The sequence below is a fragment of the Chitinophaga sp. RAB17 genome (assembly GCF_052114225.1).
In the GTDB taxonomy this organism is placed as follows: Bacteria; Bacteroidota; Bacteroidia; order Chitinophagales; family Chitinophagaceae; genus Chitinophaga.
Genome location: NZ_JBFREI010000015.1, coordinates 167,117 through 187,586, shown reverse-complemented (window position 1 = coordinate 187,586; position 20,470 = coordinate 167,117). Strand labels below are relative to the sequence as shown.

18 protein-coding genes are annotated in these 20,470 nt (G+C 44.1%); 10 read left to right on the top strand and 8 right to left on the bottom strand.

All coding sequences use genetic code 11. From position 1 onward, the window contains the following. Positions 1-56: 56 nt before the first annotated feature. A complete protein-coding gene (locus tag AB4Z08_RS32335; protein ID WP_441577922.1) occupies positions 57-2,264 on the bottom strand; it encodes a glycosyl hydrolase family 8 in 2,208 nt (735 codons plus the stop codon). 230 nt (positions 2,265-2,494) lie between these two features. Between AB4Z08_RS32335 and AB4Z08_RS32330 the strand changes: the two genes are divergently transcribed. Continuing rightward, the gene (locus AB4Z08_RS32330) at positions 2,495-2,890 is read left to right on the top strand and encodes a hypothetical protein (protein ID WP_441577921.1); all 396 of its coding nucleotides are present in this window, start codon (positions 2,495-2,497) and stop codon (positions 2,888-2,890) included. 6 nt (positions 2,891-2,896) lie between these two features. On the opposite strand, the gene AB4Z08_RS32325 is transcribed toward AB4Z08_RS32330, so the two are convergent. After that, positions 2,897-3,301, bottom strand: coding sequence for an antibiotic biosynthesis monooxygenase family protein (locus AB4Z08_RS32325; RefSeq protein ID WP_441577920.1), 405 nt, complete (start codon positions 3,299-3,301; stop codon positions 2,897-2,899). A gap of 467 nt (positions 3,302-3,768) precedes the next feature. Here AB4Z08_RS32325 and lpdA point away from each other — a divergent pair, with 467 nt between their 5' ends. The 3 genes from lpdA (at position 3,769) to AB4Z08_RS32310 (ending at position 7,003) form a co-directional block, all read left to right on the top strand. Further along, complete coding sequence (lpdA, locus tag AB4Z08_RS32320) at positions 3,769-5,172, top strand: dihydrolipoyl dehydrogenase (protein ID WP_441577919.1); 1,404 nt, start codon at positions 3,769-3,771, stop codon at positions 5,170-5,172. A 10-nt stretch (positions 5,173-5,182) separates the two neighbouring features. Continuing rightward, on the top strand, positions 5,183-5,971 hold the full coding sequence (locus AB4Z08_RS32315; RefSeq protein WP_441577918.1) for a helix-turn-helix transcriptional regulator: 789 nt from the start codon (positions 5,183-5,185) through the stop codon (positions 5,969-5,971). 66 nt (positions 5,972-6,037) lie between these two features. Continuing rightward, positions 6,038-7,003, top strand: coding sequence for a S41 family peptidase (locus AB4Z08_RS32310; protein ID WP_441577917.1), 966 nt, complete (start codon positions 6,038-6,040; stop codon positions 7,001-7,003). A gap of 195 nt (positions 7,004-7,198) precedes the next feature. On the opposite strand, the gene AB4Z08_RS32305 is transcribed toward AB4Z08_RS32310, so the two are convergent. Beyond that, positions 7,199-7,930, bottom strand: coding sequence for an ankyrin repeat domain-containing protein (locus AB4Z08_RS32305; RefSeq protein ID WP_441577916.1), 732 nt, complete (start codon positions 7,928-7,930; stop codon positions 7,199-7,201). A gap of 209 nt (positions 7,931-8,139) precedes the next feature. Between AB4Z08_RS32305 and AB4Z08_RS32300 the strand changes: the two genes are divergently transcribed. Next, entirely contained in the window at positions 8,140-8,598 is a 459-nt protein-coding gene (locus tag AB4Z08_RS32300; protein ID WP_441577915.1) for a YdeI/OmpD-associated family protein, read from the top strand. 179 nt (positions 8,599-8,777) lie between these two features. After that, positions 8,778-10,124 (top strand): vanadium-dependent haloperoxidase, encoded by a 1,347-nt coding sequence (locus AB4Z08_RS32295; RefSeq protein WP_441577914.1) that lies wholly within the window; start codon positions 8,778-8,780, stop codon positions 10,122-10,124. Between the two features lie 103 nt (positions 10,125-10,227). On the opposite strand, the gene AB4Z08_RS32290 is transcribed toward AB4Z08_RS32295, so the two are convergent. Continuing rightward, entirely contained in the window at positions 10,228-11,106 is an 879-nt protein-coding gene (locus AB4Z08_RS32290; RefSeq protein WP_441577913.1) for a retropepsin-like aspartic protease, read from the bottom strand. Between the two features lie 293 nt (positions 11,107-11,399). Here AB4Z08_RS32290 and AB4Z08_RS32285 point away from each other — a divergent pair, with 293 nt between their 5' ends. Beyond that, complete coding sequence (locus AB4Z08_RS32285) at positions 11,400-12,710, top strand: DUF1963 domain-containing protein (RefSeq protein ID WP_441577912.1); 1,311 nt, start codon at positions 11,400-11,402, stop codon at positions 12,708-12,710. Here AB4Z08_RS32285 and AB4Z08_RS32280 read toward each other — a convergent pair whose 3' ends face one another. Both AB4Z08_RS32280 and AB4Z08_RS32275 read right to left on the bottom strand, forming a co-directional pair. Further along, a complete protein-coding gene (locus tag AB4Z08_RS32280; protein ID WP_441577911.1) occupies positions 12,711-13,121 on the bottom strand; it encodes an L-rhamnose mutarotase in 411 nt (136 codons plus the stop codon). A gap of 136 nt (positions 13,122-13,257) precedes the next feature. Further along, positions 13,258-13,977, bottom strand: coding sequence for a hypothetical protein (locus tag AB4Z08_RS32275; RefSeq protein ID WP_441577910.1), 720 nt, complete (start codon positions 13,975-13,977; stop codon positions 13,258-13,260). Positions 13,978-14,419: 442 nt separating this feature from the next. On the opposite strand from AB4Z08_RS32275, the gene AB4Z08_RS32270 reads away from it, so the two are divergent. Next, the gene (locus tag AB4Z08_RS32270) at positions 14,420-16,642 is read left to right on the top strand and encodes a S41 family peptidase (RefSeq protein WP_441577909.1); all 2,223 of its coding nucleotides are present in this window, start codon (positions 14,420-14,422) and stop codon (positions 16,640-16,642) included. Positions 16,643-16,647: 5 nt separating this feature from the next. On the opposite strand, the gene AB4Z08_RS32265 is transcribed toward AB4Z08_RS32270, so the two are convergent. Further along, a complete protein-coding gene (locus tag AB4Z08_RS32265) occupies positions 16,648-18,210 on the bottom strand; it encodes an MFS transporter (RefSeq protein ID WP_441577908.1) in 1,563 nt (520 codons plus the stop codon). Between the two features lie 85 nt (positions 18,211-18,295). On the opposite strand from AB4Z08_RS32265, the gene AB4Z08_RS32260 reads away from it, so the two are divergent. Next, entirely contained in the window at positions 18,296-19,141 is an 846-nt protein-coding gene (locus tag AB4Z08_RS32260; protein ID WP_441577907.1) for a helix-turn-helix domain-containing protein, read from the top strand. Positions 19,142-19,166: 25 nt separating this feature from the next. On the opposite strand, the gene AB4Z08_RS32255 is transcribed toward AB4Z08_RS32260, so the two are convergent. Beyond that, the gene (locus AB4Z08_RS32255; protein ID WP_441577906.1) at positions 19,167-19,919 is read right to left on the bottom strand and encodes an SDR family NAD(P)-dependent oxidoreductase; all 753 of its coding nucleotides are present in this window, start codon (positions 19,917-19,919) and stop codon (positions 19,167-19,169) included. A 162-nt stretch (positions 19,920-20,081) separates the two neighbouring features. Here AB4Z08_RS32255 and AB4Z08_RS32250 point away from each other — a divergent pair, with 162 nt between their 5' ends. Beyond that, positions 20,082-20,450 (top strand): winged helix-turn-helix transcriptional regulator, encoded by a 369-nt coding sequence (locus AB4Z08_RS32250; protein ID WP_441577905.1) that lies wholly within the window; start codon positions 20,082-20,084, stop codon positions 20,448-20,450. Positions 20,451-20,470: the final 20 nt, after the last annotated feature.

Below are 20,470 nucleotides of genomic sequence, written 5' to 3'. Positions count from 1 at the left end.
AATAAAAAACGCCTTGTAATGGTAGTTCCATTACAAGGCGTTTTTATTATAGCTGCTTATTCTTTTACCAGTTTAGTAGTCGTTACCTTTCCGTTGTGTACCAATCTTAATATATACACACCGCCCGGAATACCTCCACCATTGAAAGTAGTCTTCTGTGTACCTGCTGGTATTTGCTCGTTGATGAGCTGTGCTACCCGTTTACCTGATGCATCATACACGCCCAGGTTGGCGAATCCGGCTTCTTTCACATTGAAAGTAATGGTAGCCGTATGTACAACAGGGTTAGGATAAACTTTTATCTGCAGTGGTCTCAATTCAGGCGTACCTTCTTTGTCATTCGCTGCTGCTGCCATCCTGGCGCCGGATGTAGCTGTTTTCACTTTTACTTCTGTGTAACTGTTCCAGGCATTCACGTTGTTGCCATGACCAAGAATTCGTACATACTTAGCCGTAGCTGCCGTGATGTTAAATGTTTCCAGCGCAGTAGAGCTGCCACTGCTTTCCAGGTTACTTGCTGCGGTAGTCCAGCTGCTGCCATTGCTGCTCAGCTGTATATCAAACTTTGCTTTCCGGGTATTGCCATTATAAAAAGCAATTTCCACTCCGGTTACGCTGACGCTGTTGGCCAAACATAGTTGAATCCATTGCCCGTCACCACTGGCCGACCAGCGGGTGCTGAGGTTATTATCCAATACATTGGCGGCCACATTGCCATCATCACTGCTGGCGGTAGCTGGCACACAGGCAGGAGCTGACCCTACAGAAACATTCACCGCTTGTGAGGTAGTCACGGCGTTAGCGTTATCAGTTGCTTTGGCAGTAATGGTATAAGTACCTGTAGTAACGCCATTCCAGGCAAAGCTATAAGGGGAAGTCAGACTTTCTCCCAGCTTACTGCTGCCATTAAAGAATTCCACCTTGCTCACCGTTCCATCATTATCTGAGGCAGTAGCGGTGATGGTGATATTAGCCGGACTGGTAAAGGTGGCGTTGTTAGCCGGACTGGTAATGGATACCGCAGGTGCCTGGTTGCCCGGCGTTCCTGCTTCCGGTTTCCACCAGTTGCCGGAAATAAACAGCTGACACAAGAGACTGTAAGAGTCGCTGTAATAGCCCGACTTAGCGGTTTTCATCCAGTTCCAGCCACTATTCAGGAAAGCCTGGTTGTTGCTGCTGGTAACAGATGCGGCCACAAAAGGAGCAACAAATACTGCTTCTGCATTTGATCCGGTATTGCCTCCGTTCAACTTATAGCCGTCTATAATACTGGCAGGATTGCCACCAGTTTTCGACTTAATCCAGGTTACCATTTTATTGGAAATTGCCAATGCATCTGTGGAGCCATATAATGCATAGTCCATCACAATACGCAGCGGCACGCGACAGGCATTATAGTTATACTCATTTGTTTCGGGGAATTCGTCCAGGTAGTTTCTTGGAGCGGGTTCCGGCGGATTCTTCACTACAAAGTCTGAAATCAGGCCAGTGGTGGGAGAATAAGCGTTACTGAATTGGGTGAATACAGTATACAGATTATTGATTACATTCAACCAGGTAGCGTCATTTGTTTCCTGGTAAAAAGCACGCATATGGCTCATCATCCAGTCTGATGGCCGTGTGTTCAGCGCGCTCTTGGTATCCCAGTCACCGAGATTGAGGCGGTTGTTGGTAGTAACGTTACTTACTTTAAGACCATTGTTAATCATTTTCTTCGCTTCATTCAGGTAGTTGATAGTACCACCGGACCCCCATTGATAGTGGGCCAGGATGAGCGAATAGGCGATATCTACGTCGCCGTCTGTAGCAGAATCAAAATGTCCCTGTGCGGTGGCGTTATCGGCTACCACCCAACCCATGAGGTTATTGTTTTCGGAACTGCGATAAGCCCGTGCTGTTTTAAATAGCCCGTCATAAATAGCGTGGGCATTGGGGTCGTAGCCTGCCATTAATACGGTGATGACCATGCCATATCCCTGTCCTTCTGAAGAACCAAGTGGCGTATAGCCATCAGCGCCACCCGTAATGTCGCCTTTTACATAATAACCACCTGGCAGGGAACTCAGGTTGTTTTTCAGATACTTGGATTTCCAATAGTCATAATAACTGCTTACACTGGCGTTCATGGCTGCCTGTGTAACATTATTAGGTTTAATACAATTGGGGTAATTGATAGCCTGTGGGTAAGGCTTGTTTTGAGCTTGTACGAGGTTACCGCCGAGACATAGCAATCCCGCCGCCAGTACAGTGTAGCGCTTAATCATAGCATTTGTTTTGAAGGGTTTTAATTCAAATTACAGTTCAGAAATTTTGGTCTACGGGCTAATTTAGAAATAGGAATTTCAATCGATTGTATAAGTTAACGTAATTTCGATATTAAGATAATATTTTTTTATCTAAAACAATAAAATAATATTAATTGCAGGGACAATTAGTACTGCTCTCATTCAGCAGTCAAGCGTATATTCGTTACTGTTTAATCTGCCAAACAACTATGGAAAAACCTGGTTTAAAGGGAATTGTATTAAGGACTGTCTTATCCACGATGATCAGCTGCAGTGTTGTTTCATTATTGTGGCTGGAAATAGTGGAAATCGCGGACAGGAAGATGGAGCTGTATGGTCTGGGGCATATCATAATTGTGTTTTGCGCAGTCTGCATGGCGCTTTCAACGTTCACTATTTTCTTCAATAAACTTACAGTAGTGAGAACAAATACATTCCTGTCTCTGCTCTCATTTTTCCTGCTGCCCATGATAGTAGGCATCCTTATAGGAGTATCTATTTTTGAACAGCAGGAAATGAGGTTATTTGCGGTGATGCTATTATCGTTTCTGACACCGCTGGTATATTATTTCATTCAATACAGAAGGCAGCTGCAAAGGCTATGAAACAGTTTATCCTCTTGTCCATTTGTTGGGTGTAAGATCATAATGTTTCATTTCTTCTATGTTATTATAGAAAGGTTTTACCAGGTTAAAAAAAGCGAAGAAGCCCTTTTCTTTTCTGAATAACTGCAAATGGTCCTGCTGAGAAGTCCAGTGAATGATCACGATATAATGATTGGGTTCTTCATTGCCATGAATAACCTGGTAGCCCAGGCAATAGGGAGATGCCTGCAGATATTGCCCGGCGTCCTGGTATGCTTTTTCAAAATTACTCCGTTCTGTTGCCGGCACATTGTACCGGATAATTTCTGTTGAATAATTTTTGTCGGAGACTTTTGATGGACTGGTTTGTGCAAAAGCATTCGTACATGATAACTGGATAAAGAAAATGGTAATCGTCAGTAATGTTTTCATATGATGATAAATATTTTATGGAGATGAAGGTAGACCGGATCACTCCCTTAATCAATAACTTACCAAAAAGTAGGCTGGTTATCGATCTGATATGCTCCATGAAATAGTCGTCATTCAGCACGTACTGATGACGTCATGCAGGTCTTTGTTGACCTGATCCACATGTGTAACTATCAGTCCATGCGGCGCACCATGATAAGGCTTAAAAATGCTGCCCGTAATCAATTCATGAAACATCTGCCCACAATGAAAAGGAATAGAAGCATCCTGATCGCCGTGGATGATCAGAGTAGGAATTGTAACGTCGCGGGCTTGGGGACGGAAGTCCGTGCTGATGCGATGGACCGGGATGACACCCGGTCTGCCTATCAAAACATTTCTAAAGGCCAATATTGTTTTCCATATAAATCATACCGATTGGTATAATTTATTTAATTTTGTTCGGCTAACATAAAAAGTAAACATTTATGGAGAATCAATATGATGTAATAGTAATCGGATCCGGACCGGGAGGCTATGTATCTGCCATCCGCGCTGCACAATTAGGCTATAAAACAGCTATTGTCGAAAAATACAGTACCCTTGGCGGCACCTGCACCAACGTGGGTTGCATACCAGCCAAAGCATTACTGGACAGTTCGGAACATTATCACCAGGCAAAGGATCAGTTTAAGACACATGGGATCAACCTCGGTGATATTCATCTTGACTTCAGCCAGTTTATACTGCGCAAAAGTGATGTGGTAAAGCAAAATACAGCAGGCTTAGTGTACCTGATGAAGAAAAATAAAATCGATGTACATCAGGGTGTAGGTAGCTTTATGGATGCCACCCATCTGAAAGTAACGGGAGACAATAAAGAAACTATACTCACCGGTCAATACTTTGTCATTGCAACCGGTTCAAAACCTTCTTCTATACCTGGGGTAACTATCGACAAACAAAGAATTATTACCTCTACAGAGGGCTTATCCCTGCCTGCCCGGCCAGCATCTATGGTGATTATCGGCGGCGGCGTGATCGGGGTAGAAATGGCTTCCGTATATGCGCGTATCGGGACAGAAGTAACCATTATAGAATATACAGATTCGTTGATTCCTACCATGGACAAAGAACTGGGGAAAGCGCTGTTTAAAACTTTATCAAAACTGAACATCAAAATATTGCTGAGCAGTAAAGTGCAAGCTGCCTCCAATACAGGGGCATCTGCCACTGTTAATTTTTTGGATCCGGACGGTAAGGAGCAGGCTATCACAGCCGATTACTGCCTGGTAGCCGTGGGCAGAAGGGCGTATACCGATGGTTTAAATTTACAGGCGATAGGTATTACACCGGAAAAGAATGGCAAAATAGCCGTCAACAAACAACTGCAAACCATTGTGCCTAACATATACGCGATAGGTGATGTAATTGATGGTCCTATGCTGGCGCACAAGGCGGAAGATGAAGGCACTTTTGTAGCGGAAATCATTCATGGCTTAAAGCCGCATATAAAGTACGACCTGATCCCCTCAGTCGTGTATACCTGGCCGGAAGTAGCTGCCGCAGGCGCTACTGAAGAGCAATTAAAAGCGCAGGGCGTGGTATATAAAGTCGGCAGGTTCCCTTATATGGCCAGCGCCCGTGCCAGAGCATCGATGGATACGGACGGCTTCGTAAAAGTACTGGTATCCCCTCAGTATGGAGAAGTACTGGGCGTACATATCATCGGCCCCCGTGCAGCAGACGTCATTGCCCAAACAGTGGTTGGCATGGAATATGAAATTACCGCAGCAGACATGGCACGCCTCTGTTACGCACACCCTACTTATTCAGAAGCGTTAAAAGATGCTTTTCTTATTGCTACCGGACAGGGTGCTATCAATATATAAATCAGTATAGATGCGCAGATTGAAGGAAGGGAATTTTTTAGGCGAGGCACATGCCGCGTTTCACCGGGAAGGCCTTATTGTGAGCCAAACGGTATATCATGAGCCCGTATACCAGGGCTGGCATTGCCATGAACATCATCACCTGTCGCTGCTGATAAAAGGCGGCAACAGGGAGCAACGCTCCAACAGAGAACAGGAAGTGAGCGCAGGCAGCCTGCTTCTTTATAACAGCGGGGAGCGACATAAAAACAACCATACCCGGCACCCCTCTAAAAATATCAATATTGAGATTCCGGAAACTTTCCTGGCGCAGCACGGATTACAATTCAGCGTGCTGGAGAAGTTTCCGGAACAACAAACCGAGATGAAATATGCGTTGTTGAAAATTTACAGGGAATGCCTTGTTGCAGATACATTGACAGACACCGCTATTCAGTCACTGTTACTGCCTGTTTTTACGGCAACGCCTGCACGAAAAAAAACAATGCCACCCTGGTTGCAGCAATTAAAAATGCTGTTGCATGACCGTTGGAATGAAACCCTTTCCTTACCGGAAATGTCTCTCATCCTGGGCGTTCATCCAGTCACTATTTCCAAATACTTCCGGGTATACTTTAATTGTTCGCTGGGGGAATATATACGGGAGATAAAAATAGGCAAGGCCATGCAAATGATGCAGACTTCCTCCCTGTCACTGACAGCCATTGCTTACTCCTGCGGATTTTTTGATCAGAGCCATTTTATTCGCACCTTCAAACTGGTGACCGGCTTTCTGCCCAAACAATTTCAGCAATTATAACACGCGCTAATTTTATACTATTTTATAATTGCAGCAGCATCGATCTTTAGCGCCTAAATACGTTTTATGTTTATTGAGAGATTAGTTTGTCTTGGATGTTGCTGCATCGCTTTATCGGTGAACGCTCAGCAGGGATTACCTACCCGGGAAGTAGCCAAAGCAGTAGATAGTGCAGCCGCCCTGCTTCGGCGTCATTATGTTTTTGCAGATAAAGGAGAAAAAATTGCCCGTCATCTTGAGGAAAAATATAAAGCCGGGGCTTTCCGGCAGGTGGCTGACTGGAAAACATTTGATTCACTGGGCACCGCTATCCTCCGAAATTTCAGTCAGGATGGACATCTGTATTTGCGGTACAACCCCGACAAAGTAACAAAGATCCGCTCCCAGCAACAGCCACAGGGTATAGATGATTTCTTTCACAGCCAAAAAACCAGGGAGCAAAATTATGGCTTCCGGGAAGTGAAGATATTAAATGGAAATACCGGCTATATTAAGATGGATCAAATCAATATTTCTGATGAGAGCTTGCCCGTATTACAGGCCGCGATGACATTGGTATCCCGCACCAATGCACTGATCATTGATCTGCGTGATAATGGCGGTGGCGGCAGCGAAATAAAGCCGGTACTGGAAAGCTATTTTTTGCCGGCGGCGTTGCCACTACTGGAATTTTATTCACGGACAGGTAATAAGGAAATTGACAGCAGCATTGTACTTCCGGCAGGCCAACCCTACCAGGGTGCATTGTATATATTGCTGAATAAAGGAACCGCTTCCGCAGCAGAAGCATTTGCCTATGTGCTGCAGGCGCAGCACCGGGCAAAAATTGTAGGGCAGCCTTCCGCAGGCGCTGCCAATCACAACGAATATTTCGTTGTGAATAATGAGGTGTTTATTTCTATTTCTGAATCTGCACCGGCATTGCCAGGTACGCAACAAAACTGGGAAAGAACAGGTGTACAACCGGATATCGTAACTGCGCCGGGTGAAGAGTTAAATGAGGTGTTGAAAATAGTAGAGAAGAAGAAATAAAAGTCGGGACACTACATAAAGGATCTAAAAAGGTATTCACCGATAGATAATCTATCAGTGAATACCTTTTTTATGATTTTAAAAAAGACTTACAGATCATTTACATGATTAGGGTATCCCATATCAGTGGTGGAAATAAATCGGGTGGAACTCTTTCCCGGCAGGCGGCAGCGCAATATGAATACAGACGGCTGTTTATTTCAGATAGGCATTGGGAATATTTACAGGCAAATAGTCAAGTCCATATGCCTGCTTAATAAGCCTGGACACAATGGCTGCGATGCGTTGCTCGTTCCGATGCATTTGGGGAAGTAATCCCATCATGGCATAGCTGATCGGATTAACAGCAGGACAGAAGGTTTCCCACTGATATCCCCTACCCCAGATAATGCCGGGGAGGGTAATTTTCAGGTCAGCAGATTTTGAAAGAAGATATTCCATCATATCTGCTGAGTTATCGGAGTTTTGATTCACTGTATGAAATATGGGTGTTTGTCCACCGAAGCCATATTCGTCCATTCCGGCGCGGGCATTTATATCTGCACCATGGCGCACCAGTACTTCCGCACAGGCCAGGTGATTAAATTCAGCACATACATGCAATAAGGTAGTCTCCTGCAGCGGTGTATAGGCAGAACGCAGGGTATATCTCTTTTTAAGGGTGGCAGGATTCGCTTCCAGCTGCTTATCGAGTGTCTCCGCGTCATCTGAAAGAACGGCCAGTAGCTCCTTTTCATCAAAATTTAATCCCGCCCTGATAAATTCGCGCACGCAATCTTTAAACCGGGGTGTTCTCGCATACTCGCTGGTTAATTCGTCAATAAGCGGACTATTATTAAAATAATCATTTGGACTAATGCCATTGGAGAAGCATTCGCTGATGCCTTCCACCGAGTGACATTCAATGTCGCCGATTAATTTCTTCATGTAATCCATCAGTGTAGTTGAGCATGAATAGTGAACAATCTTGCTGGAATACCTCCTATGGCGGGGGAAAATCTATCAGTTACAAAAGTAAATGAAAAAATGGCGGTGCCCGATGTAAAAAAATTCGGGCGACCGGATATACCCCTGACATAGGGCTGTCACGCCTCCATTTTATCTTTGTTAAAACAAACCCTTTAAAACAAATCATTATGGCAAAAACAGCGTCACATCCAGGAAACACCACAACTACGGCACCTGAAAAAGCCTATAGCCGCCGTCTTATGACAGAGATGAAAGACGGGAAACTGGCTGTTTATGCCAAAACGAGAGCGGACTGGCGGAAATGGCTGCAACAAAACACGCCGGTGGAGAAGTCAATCTGGTTAATCCAGTTTCATAAGAAAAGTAAAGTACCAGGAGTGAGTTACAATGATGCCATGGAAGAAGCGCTTTGCTTTGGCTGGATAGACAGTAAGGCTAAAAAACGTGACGGAGAGAGCTTCTACCTGACTATGACGCCCCGCAAGCCTAAAAGCAACTGGAGTAAGCCTAACCGGGACCGGGCGGAAAGGATGATAGAAAAAGGGTTGATGACGCCAGCCGGACAACAGCTGATTGATTTGGCTAAAAGTAAAGGCACCTGGGAAGTGATCGAGCCGGTTTCCTGACTACGCCAATAGACTGCGTAATCATTTATTATCTTGGTTTAGAAAGTTATTTAACTCAAAATGGTCATTGTGTATTAGCCTGGAACCCCTGCTCTGTAAACAGTTTTATCTGACAACTGATTACTGCAGCAATTGATTGTATTTAACCATTGATCCTTAACTCCTAAACAAAAGCAAAAATGAAAACCGTTTGTTTGTTGTCCCGTGCCATGGGGCTGTTTTTTATTGTTAGTCTGCTGGCATGTAAAAAGAATGAGACGCCGGTCCAAAACACCTTCCCAGCATTAAATGAAATACTCGTAAAATCACTGTCAGCCGGAGGAGATGCGGCGGTTCCGGTTTCCTGGTATCAGTTAGAGCTAAAACTGATAAAAGAAAGTCCGGGGTTTAGTCCGCCAGTGGCAGCCAGGGCAATTGCCTATACCGGTATCACCCTGCATGAATCGGTGCTGGGTGGAATGAATGGCGCACCTTCCCTGGGAGGCCAGCTAAATGGATTAGGGCGTCTTCCCGCACCGGAAAGAGGGAAAAGGTACAACTGGGCTATTGCCGCCAACAGCGCCATGGCCCAGATCATCAAAAATCTGTTTCCCAATGCCAGCACTACCAATGTTGCCCTGATCACACAGCTGGAAAGCAATAACCTGCAGGCGCATTCTGATAACTGCGCGCCGGAGGTAATTACCCGCTCCATCAATTATGGCAAACTGATAGCCGCCGCTGTCTACCAGTGGTCAGCCAGTGACGGAGGGAAAGATGGCTATTTAAACAACTTCCCCACTGACTATATTCCGCCTGTAGGTCCGGGTTACTGGGTGCCCACACCCCCACTCTTCCAGTCTGCCATGTTACCTTACTGGGGCAACAACCGCTCCCTGGTGAAAGCAGGTAAACCGGATATTGCGCCCCCTGCATTTTCTACAGACACCAATTCCACCTTTTACAAGGCTGCTCATCTTGTTTATCAAAAAGTGAAGACCCTTACCCCGGAAGAAACCATCATCGCTCAATACTGGGCAGACGGTGGCGGAACCTTCACCCCTCCCGGTCATATGATTGCAATCACCACTCAGCTGGTCAACGATCAGCAGCTGGATCTCGGGGAAGCAGCCACCATCCTGGCACAGGTAGGAATAGGATTAAATGACGCCGCTATCCTTTGCTGGAAATATAAGTACCGGTATAACCTGATTCGTCCTATCACCTATATCCGGCGACATATAGACAGCACCTGGTCTGCATTGATTGGCACACCACCTTTCCCTTCCTACACCTCAGGGCATGCTACTTTTACCGGTGCTGCCGGCAATATTTTAGCCGCCTACTTTGGCAATGGTTACGCCTTTACTGATAACCAGAAAACAGCAGATGGCTTTTCGCCCCGCTCCTTTAACAGCTTCACTGATATGATCAATGAGGCCTCCATTTCAAGAGTATATGGTGGTATTCATTATGAGTTTGACAGCGAAATCGGGAAGTTGACAGGAAAGAAAGTGGCACAAGACGTATTGTCGCTAAATTATTGATGCAATAACGGTGACGTATATAGTGTGAAACAACGAAGCCCGCACTAAGTGCAGGCTTCGTTGATCATCTTTTGGAGATATCACTGTACAGCAAACAATCAGATTATTTAGCCACAATCAGTCGTTTGGCAGGTACATCAATTGTTATCTTATTTCCCAGCCAGTTAATGCTGGTGATGCCTTCATATATCAATCCTTCAATAAAAGTGGCGCTGAAATCCTTCTTTTCCGCAATCCCTTGGTAGGCGCTGATAACAGGCAGATTGGCAACATAGTAATTATTACCTGCGGAAGGATTGAACTCGCTTTTAATGTATTTATGGATTGTTTTCGCGGAGTCTATTCCTAGCTTGTCCATATACCTGGAGTTAAAACGGAATACATCAGCGCCTGCACCACTGTCCAATGTTATCTGAAGCGTGAGTGCATCAGCAAGCCTGATGTAAGTGCTGATGCCCAGTGTAATGCCACGTTCGTCAGAAATTTGCAGGGGAATGGATTTCCCTTCTTTCAGTAACTGTTTAATTGATGCAGCAGATTCAATGATCAATAATTTATGGGGATAGTCGATCGTAACAGGATTACTTTTAAATGGCATCAGGGAAATTAAGCCGTCAAAAGGAAAATCAATATCGATAATAGAGATCACCTCATTGGTGAAGCTCAACGACCCAATTCCAATACTATCTGCCCTCCACACATCTGTTGTGATGGGTTCACCGGTTGCGCGATGTCCGGTATAAAAACCATCAGTCTTTTTAAGCCCGGATACTTTATCTGCAAACTTTTTAGTAAGCATATTCAGCCCGGCGCCGGTATCAAAAATAAAGTTGCCCGTTACGCCGTTAATGCTGGCTTTAATCAGGATATGTCCCTGTGACGTTAATGTAAAAGGAATACTTACCGGCGTACTCAGCCTCATTTGGCCATGTACAATCGTTGAAATTAAAATGAAGCAAATAGCAAGCAGGCGTTTGATCATGTTGTTGTTTTTATCTACAGAGAAATTCATCCAAACTGGTCCGAAGCACTTAACATATCCCGTTAAGAAATTCCATTAAGCCAGATTTTGGTCGGCAGCAAGATAATACTGAAACAGGAGAAATGCTAATACGGCAACAGCTATACTTCGCTCCTACAGGGAACAACCAGGTTCGCTGCAGGAATAACGCAGCCACCTGGATACCATCTCTGTTCATTTTTAGATAATAAAATGGTAATATTGAAAAGAACATAAAGAATAGGAACTTCAGGAGTAAGAATAAAAGATATCAAATGGAATTAAAAGAATTTCAGCAAAACTTTGGTACCCAGTACCCCCCAAAAGAGTTTGTTTACCTGCATGCCTTTCAAAAAGAAATGCCGGAATATGCACAAGGTTTTTATCTGCTGGCAGATGATAAATCCGGCCTGAAATCATGGTCTGAAGATCCTGCATTTTTAGATCAGTTGATGCCATTTGCACAGGCAAATGCATCAGGTTCTTTTTATGCCTTATGGGATGAAGGCACCGACAAGGAATTGAATGAAATGCCGGTCATTGTTTTTGGCGATGAAGGAGGAATACATGTGGTAGCTGAGAATATATTGCAGTTAATGCGTTTGCTGACCTATGATACCGAGATATATGTAGATCATACCCGCACCTACTTTTACAGGGATGGAGAGGAAGAAGCAAGCGAATATGGCGATAGCTACCGGGAATGGCTGAAAGAGCATTTTATGCAGGACCCTGTGGAAGATCCGGCGAGGATCATTGAAACAGCGCAGCAAAAATATAAATCGTCCTTTGACAATTGGATAAAACCTTTCTTTAATGAGGATTTGTCGGATGATGAGCCCTTAAACGGACATCCGGTTGCTTCCGCCACCGGTGGTCAGCACTTTGATATTATCAGTTTCACGGCAGACAGCAAACAATATTATCCGGCTTCCATGAAAAGACAAAACTGGATGGATGACAGCCATGTGAAGCATACCGACATCACCATTGCACCAGGCCAATCCAGGTATGGCGGGCCGGTGATTGACCTCCCTCCGGGAATAACCATGCCGGAAAATATGCGGTTTGCCGCGCAACTGGACCTCTCCAGGTTTTCTCCTTTTGACAAAACCGGACTGCTTCCTAAAACAGGTCAACTCCTTTTCTTCTCAGACATTGTTTCAGATACCGGGAAAGTTATTTATGCGGATGTTCCCAACGACCAGCTGGTGAGAGTGATTAAAGAACACGATGATAACTTCTTCACGGGCGTATTGATAGACCGGATCTTTGCGGATACTGAAACAATGGAAGAACGCTTCCGCGACCCGGAAGATGAAAGCGAGGAAGAGGAGGCCAATGACGAAGGGAAGATATGGGACTACTTTGCAGGCACCGACAAATCTAAAATATTTGGCATTTTTACCCATTGCCAGGCCAGCGAAGAAGAAATAGCCGCTATCACCTTCTCCGATAAATTATTACTGTTGCAAGTGGGTGAAAATGGTTTTAATGATGAAGGCGTTTTCAGCGTTTTGATTGCAAAGACCGACCTTGAAAACAGGAATTTTGATCATTGCGTGTTTGCCTGGGGCCAGTCCTGATTACTGTGCATGGAATACTTCTTCCATGCCAGACCAGGTTTCTCCTTTTGCCGCGGCATCTGGCAGTGGTAACTGACAGGGAGCCGTTACTTTCCACCAGCGCTGAGTAGTACTGTCATTTTTCATTTGCTGCATATCCGCGTTAAAGTCGCTGCCGGTATATTCAAAATAGCTGAACAAATACCAGTGATCTTCTATATTTTTCAGATAGATGGAGTAATTGCTGATGTGACATTTCCTGATCATCTTTAATACATCCGGCCATACGGCTGCGTGTAATCGCTTGTATTCTTCCATTTTCTCCGGGCGGAGACCGGTTACTGACGCATAACGACTCACCGGTCGGGGAGCATTATTACAGGCCGATATGCATACCAACAGTAACAGCCATGCGTATAAGGTAACTTTCATGATCAACTTTTTTCATTTGGTGGAACCTCCTCATAAAGGAATATACCTGCGAAGGTAACTGGTAAAGGCATTCATATTATGGCATCCTTGACTTATTTCAGCACGATTTTGACTAATTAGTGTGCTTTCCTCCGTTCTATAAAGTAGGCAGCTTTACCTGGTCATTAGCAGGATAACAATGATGTTCTAAAAAATAGCAATACTTTCTCAGATCCATTTCTGCGGCCGGTGATTTCAGATAATCTATATACATCTTTTCTCTGCCGCCATTCATTTCTTGTAGTCTGTTATCATATAATCCAACGATTATATCGGATCTGTTACTCCACCAGTTTTTACATGCTGTGTAGGTCCAATGATCGTTTCCATTACAGGAGTAGCCTCCATATACTTCCAGGTACGCAGCATCAACTACACATACCAGTTCAGCATAATTTTGAGGCTGCTTAAATATATATTCACAGCAGTGTTCATCATACAACACATTAAAAGGGGCTTCCCCATCCCCTGTACCACAGGTATCGGTTTCTCCGGTATAAAATGTTCCCGGAAAATTAAACGGATGCTTATCGCTCCAATGATCCTTATCCAGAAAGTTACGGTATTGTATTGCTACATCCAGTGTTTCCAGGAATGCCGTACGTATCGTCTTCTCTATTCCGGTTGCATAAAAAAAGGAGGCAAAGTCTTGCCCATAAATTCCTTCCAGTTGTGGAACTTTATTTTCTGCGTCTTTTAAATGGTGCTGTATAGCAGCTAATTGCTCCCGGGAATACCAGTGATAAGCAACAACGCTTTCATTTTCACTTCCGTTATTCTTTCTGAAAATACCTTTTATTGCCTCTAAAATATCCATGATCATTTTTAGTTGACGCCTTTTCATACAAAAACCCCATGCTGACTGCATGGGGTCTTTGTATGAAAAGGTAATAATATATTATTGCTGTATAATTATTTGGAGAGAAGATCCTGATTACAATGTCCTAGCTTTTTGCATACCTTTTGCGCACAGCCTTCACTTTAAGTACTATAGCAATCATGTACAAAATGGTTTCAAAAAGTGCTATCATAAATCTTCAATTTATCAAGATTAATACTGAATGGTAAAAGCGGTCTTATACTACAAAACTAAGATACTATTATTTTCCGGTACTCACATCTCCTGTTTTATGTTGTTCCATCCAACTAAAATATCTTATCTATCACACTATAAAATACATATCCAGTGCACTTTTTTCCATTCCCTACCTTTTTTTTAACTTATATTGTCTTTCAACAGGAACAACCCGTCATTGATTATGGATAATTTTTCCCCGGTGAACAAATTAATACTGACTTTCTTTTGCATCGCCATTTCTAACATTGCAGTGTCCCAGCAACCATTCAAATATACCCAACAGGGATGGCGATCAAATGCACAGGGAGGAGTACAATACCAGTTAAAAACGAATACCAAAGATCCAGCTGTAATTGACTTCGCCAGCATCGAAAAACAAAAAAAAACAGATAGTACGGCTTCTTTCGATAATACATTTCATTTCGATTCCATCATTACACAGGGCGCAATTATCCTGGACGCTGAATTCCAGACAGACCTGCTGACAAATGTGGATGATGCAGGTATAGCCGTGCTGGGAAGCCTGGATGGTAATGCGGTTTCCATTTACAGGAATCTATCCGAATACAGGCTAAAAAACCATGACACCATTAATAAAATCCACCTGGTTATTCCTTTTGAAACACCGATGAATAAAGTCCAGGCTTTTGTATTCATCAAGGGCAAAGGAAAAATCCAGTTGAAACATCTTACTGTTACTGTCACTAAAGGTGAGTTCGATGGAGCCTGGCAATCGAAATATGTTACCCCGCTCACACAGGGAAAGTCAACACTCGACAAGTTAGCATTATACACTAAAGTTTGGGGATTCCTGAAATATTATGCGCCGTCCATCAGTGAAAAACATATCGACTGGGATGCCGTATTTGTTAAACACGTGACCACTATTTTTGAATCAGACAAGGCTGCTGATTTTCAACAGGTACTCCGGCAACTTATTCAGGCGTCAGAGGTAGTCGTTGCCACTAAAGCCACTGCTGATACTGCCTACTCAAAAGAACAACTCATCAACTACGACGATAAGTGGCTGCAGGCACTGCCAGATACTAAAACCAGTACCCAGTTACGCCTTATTAAAAAAGGATTTAAGCCGTTTAAGAATTACTACATTCAGATAGATACGCTCGCTACACCTAATCCTACATTCCAGTACGAAGACGCATACAACATGCGTGGACCAGTTGATATAAGATACCGCCTGTTAATGCTTGCCAGATACTGGAACATTATTCAATATTATTATCCATATAAATACGCTATCGGAGAGGACTGGAATGCCATTCTTGAAAAATATCTCCCTGTTTTTACGGCAGCGACCACACGCAACACCTACCTCAGTGCGATGTTGCGATTGAATACTGAAATTAATGATGGCCATGCCACTACCCCCTCCAACGTGAGTAACAGTACTCTATGGGAGGCTGCATATGGTACCAGAAAAATAGCCATAATGCCCATGCTGTTCAGAATTATTGACAGTAACCAGGTGGTAGTGGTCAACGTTGATACCACCTTTTCCCGCAACACCGGCATTGTGGCTGGCGATAAAATACTTTCTGTTAACCGCGCAGCTATATCGACATGGGTTTCAAAAATTTTGGGCTATGTTGGAGCCTCCAACCTAACCATGAAATATTATAATATTTCCAAAAAACACCTGCTTTCCGGTATACCACTGGTAAATGATTCCCTGCAACTCGTCTACAAGACCCGGGAGGGAAAAATCAATTATGCTGTGATACCTTTTGATATCAATGCCTATAAGACTTATGGTCCTTTCCTGATGAAATATATCTTCGGAGCGGCGCCACCAGAAGAGAAGGAAGTATCCACTAAAATATTGCCTGAGGCTACTTTGTATATAGACATCTCAAAATATACTAAAGGAGAATCGGCGAAGATCCGTGAACAACTTCCTTCTATCCGCAAAGCCATCATTGATTTAAGGAAGTACCCCTCTCCCGGTGCTCACGAAATATTATCCCTGTTTGCTCAGGGAGAAACACCCTTTGTTAACTTTATGTGGCAAAGCCGTTATCCTGCTGTAATGGAAAAAACAAAACAGGAAAAAACTCCGGCGTCCCAATATCCCATCTTCAATGGAAAGGTGGTCCTGTTAATTGATGAAGGGACAATGAGTAAGGGAGAGCTATTCACCATGATATTGCAGACAGGAAACAGCGTGACACTAATAGGCCGCGCAACAGCAGGTGCTGATGGCAACATAAGCAGTATACCAGGGATAGGCGTCCAGTCCTTCTTTTTTTCCGGTTTACGCGTTACTTATCCGGATCAGAGAGAAACACAACGGATAGGTATCCAGCCAACTATCCCCGTAACACTGTCTGAAGAAGAAGCCATCGGTGAAACTGACCCGATACTACAACGGGCATTAAAGTACTGAAGCAATCAGTGATCTGATCTTACTTTCAGAGAAGAGGTGGCCATTTCCTTCTTCCAGGAACCAAAGATGATAAAACTGATACCCGCTAATATCCAGATACTGATGCCTCCATATAGCATGACCGAATCGAAGCCATGTACTAGTGCTTTGTGAATCACCACATCTGAGGAATCCAGTTGGGATAGTTGTGGAAAATCCCGATGAAGCGCTGCGATATTTCCGGCGGCAATTTTCTCCGCTAAAGCACGCAGTGGCAGGGCATTTCCGGCAGTAGAAAAAGCTATTTTCAAAGCAGATAAAGTCCCTTCTACCAATATAAATCCCATCAACGCAATGTTAACTGCCAGCGAAATCATTCTGGCACTCATATCAATACCCGAAGCCATGCCAGCACGTGTAGTAGCAACGGCCCCTGTAGTAGTATTGGTTACAGGAGTATTGGTGATACCCAGACCTGCACCGGCCAGCAACGCTCCCGGGAGCATGGTTAACCAGCTGGCATGATCCACACTACTGCCATACCTCATCCCGAAAAAGCCGGCGCCAATCGTGAATAAGCCTAACGGAATAACAACGCCGGGCTGATAACGGATGGAAAGCCGCTCTCCCAGCGGTGGAAACACCAGGGTAGGAAGCGTATAGGCCAGCAAAGATAAACCAGCGGTAATGCTGTCGTACCCCAAACAACTTTGAAAATATATGGGCAGGTAAATCATGAATGGCCAAAAACTAAAATTCATACCCATAGAGCCCAGCAGTGCGCCTGAAAAATTCCGTATCCTGAAGATCGAAAAATCAAACATCGGATGCGCATTGACTTTCTCCGCAAAAAGGAAAATGATAAAACTTACAAACGACACCAGCAGTATGCTGATAGCGATAGTACTGGTAAAGCCGAGTTCGGAACCTTGCGTGATAAAGTAGGTGAGTCCTAATACCGTAAGGGAAAGTGTAATGATGCCGGCAATGTCTATTTTTTTTGCCTGGGGATCACTGGATTCTTCAATACTGCTCATCACCAGTATCAGTGTAAGTACAGATAACAATACATGTATCAGGAATACCCACTGCCAGTTTGATACTGCTACTATCATACCGCCAATAATAGGTCCGAAACCCAATCCTATACCAAAGATGATTCCCCATATACCAAAAGCTTTCGCTCTCTCTTTTCCTTCCCGGAATTGATGCGAGAGGGTGGCCACCTGGCAGATTAACATAGCGCCGCCGGCCATGCCCTGAAGAAAGCGGCTCACAATGAGTACCGACATACTTTGTGCGATTCCGCAAATCAAAGAAGTGATGCCAAATAAAGCGATACTGATCATGAAGATCCGTTTGCGTCCATACCGGTCGGCCAGCGTGCCTGTTGCCATCAATACCGTTGTACAGGCGATCGTGTAAGCGTTCATGATCCATTGGATATCCCTGAAGCTGCCATGCAATGCTTTTTCCAATGTTGGAAGTATAACCGGCACACTGGAAATTTCGAGACCAAACATTAAAGCGGCCAGGCTAATTGCCACCAATGCGATTGTATTCCTGCTGATACGAGTGTTTATGTCCATTTTCTTTCTGCTTGTTTTAGCAAAATTAAACTGAACAACGCCGGCATTCCGGTACATTTCAATGATAAAAAGGTAACTTTACCACATGGGAAAAGAGAATTTACATCAATCGGTAGAGGTGATATATAAAAAGGTGGATGAATGCCCGTTAACAGATTGGCAGCTGACTTTTTTCCAATTGGTATATATCATTTCCGGAACAGGCGCACTGCGAATCAATGGAAACCGGCGCCCCTACGAACCAGAGAACCTGCTTTTATTAACCCCCAATGATTATTACTCATTTGATATTTCCAGCACAACGGAGTTTCTGCTGATTCGTTTCAGTAGCAGCTATGTAAAAGAATATAAATGGCAAAGCATTGACCATATTGAGTGTCTGCTGCATTATGCCACCCATTTGTCCGGCTGTATTTTAAGATGTCAGTGCGATGCTGTACTGGTAAAGGCTATCGTGGAGTCCCTTCGATCCGGTATTGACCACAAGGATATTTATGATGAGGACTTAACAAGGCATTTTGTGAACGCATTGATTGTTATTGCTGCAAGAAATATTTCGAAAATAAGGCCTGCCAACCTGCGGGAGAATGTAGATAAACGAATATTAGACATCATTGATTATATCCAGTTCCATATTTTTGAGCCGCAAAAATTAAAAGCATCGGCTATTGCGGAGGTATTTGGTTTGTCGGATACTTACCTGGGCAGCTACTTCAAGAACCAATGTGGAGAGACCATCCAGGAATTCATTTCGAATTATAAATTAAGACTGATTGAGCATCGGTTAAAATTCAGCGACAGGAGGATTAATGAAATTGCCAGCGAATTTGGTTTTGCTGACGAAAGCCATCTCAATAAGTTTTTTAAGAAACGTAGAAATATAAGTCTTACCGCATATAGAAAAAGTCAGCCTTCAAACCTGGTGATTTGAAAGCTGTCTTTTTGCAATATCCATATCAGAACGAGTAGTGACTCATGCCACCATCTACAGCAACAACGGAGCCTGTGATGTAACGTGCACGGGGTGATACCAGGAAAGTAGCCATGTTAGCCATATCTTCAGGCGTTCCGAAATCGCCGAGTGGAATTTCGCGCGCTGCAAATTTCAGGCGTTCTTCTCCCGGAAAGTAAGGGCGGATGTTCTCGGTATCTATGAGTCCCGGCTGCAGACTGTTGACCCGGATACCATGTTGCCCCAGTTGTCCGGCGAGTTGTTTGGACCATACCACTACTGCTGCTTTGGCCACCGCCGAGGCATTGATCATACGCAACTCATAGGTGCTGATGGTATTCAGGATAGCACCTTGTTTACGTTCGATAAAATGAGGTAACAGCTGTTGTGTCAACTGCCGGTGACGGGTGAAGTCCAGGGTCAGCGAGTCATTCCATCCGTTTTCAGAGCCAATGATATCCTGGGGATTGCTGCGGCCGGCATTATTAATGAGTATATCGATATGTCCCAGACCAGCAAATGCGGCCGCTGCTATTTTTTGTGGAGCATCTGCTGCCATGAAATCCTGGGCAAACGTGACAGGTTCCACGCCGCCAGCTGCAATCACCTCTTCTTTCAGGCTGTTTAATAAATCCTGATTTCTGCCGGTGGCCAATACTTTCACGCCCTCAAGTGCCAGTTCTTTTACAATCGCACGACCAATTCCCYGGCTCGCGCCACTTACGACTGCTGTTTTTCCTTTTAAATACAGATCCATACTTTTTATCTTAATTGATGATGACTGAAATAATCACTTTTCGGCCGACTTCATTTTCCGTGCTAAAAAATGATTTCAAAAATTTCTTTGTAAAAGTAATGGGTAGCATCTAATTTTATGAGCAGTACAATCAATTGTAGGGTACTTACAAATATGTAACTAATGGCTGCCAGAAAGAAAAACTCGACTTATTCCCGCAACGAAGAATTTATCGTTGAATGTGACCTTACCTATGCGGTAAACAAGATTGGGGGGAGATGGAAAATACTGATCATCAGCAAGCTGGAGACCCGCAAATTCCGGTTTAATGAGCTGAAGAAGGAATTTCCGCTTATTACTGAGCGCATGTTAACCCTACAATTGCGGGCCCTGGAACAGGATGGGCTTGTAAAGAGAACCGTGTATGCAGAGGTGCCTCCAAGAGTGGAATATGAACTCACGGAAATGGCCGCCGCGTTCGGTCCCATCTTCAAACAGTTGAGCGATTGGGGCGGCAAACACCGTCATTTAATCCCGAAGGAAACAGAATAGGGAAACAGGACGGGAAGCCG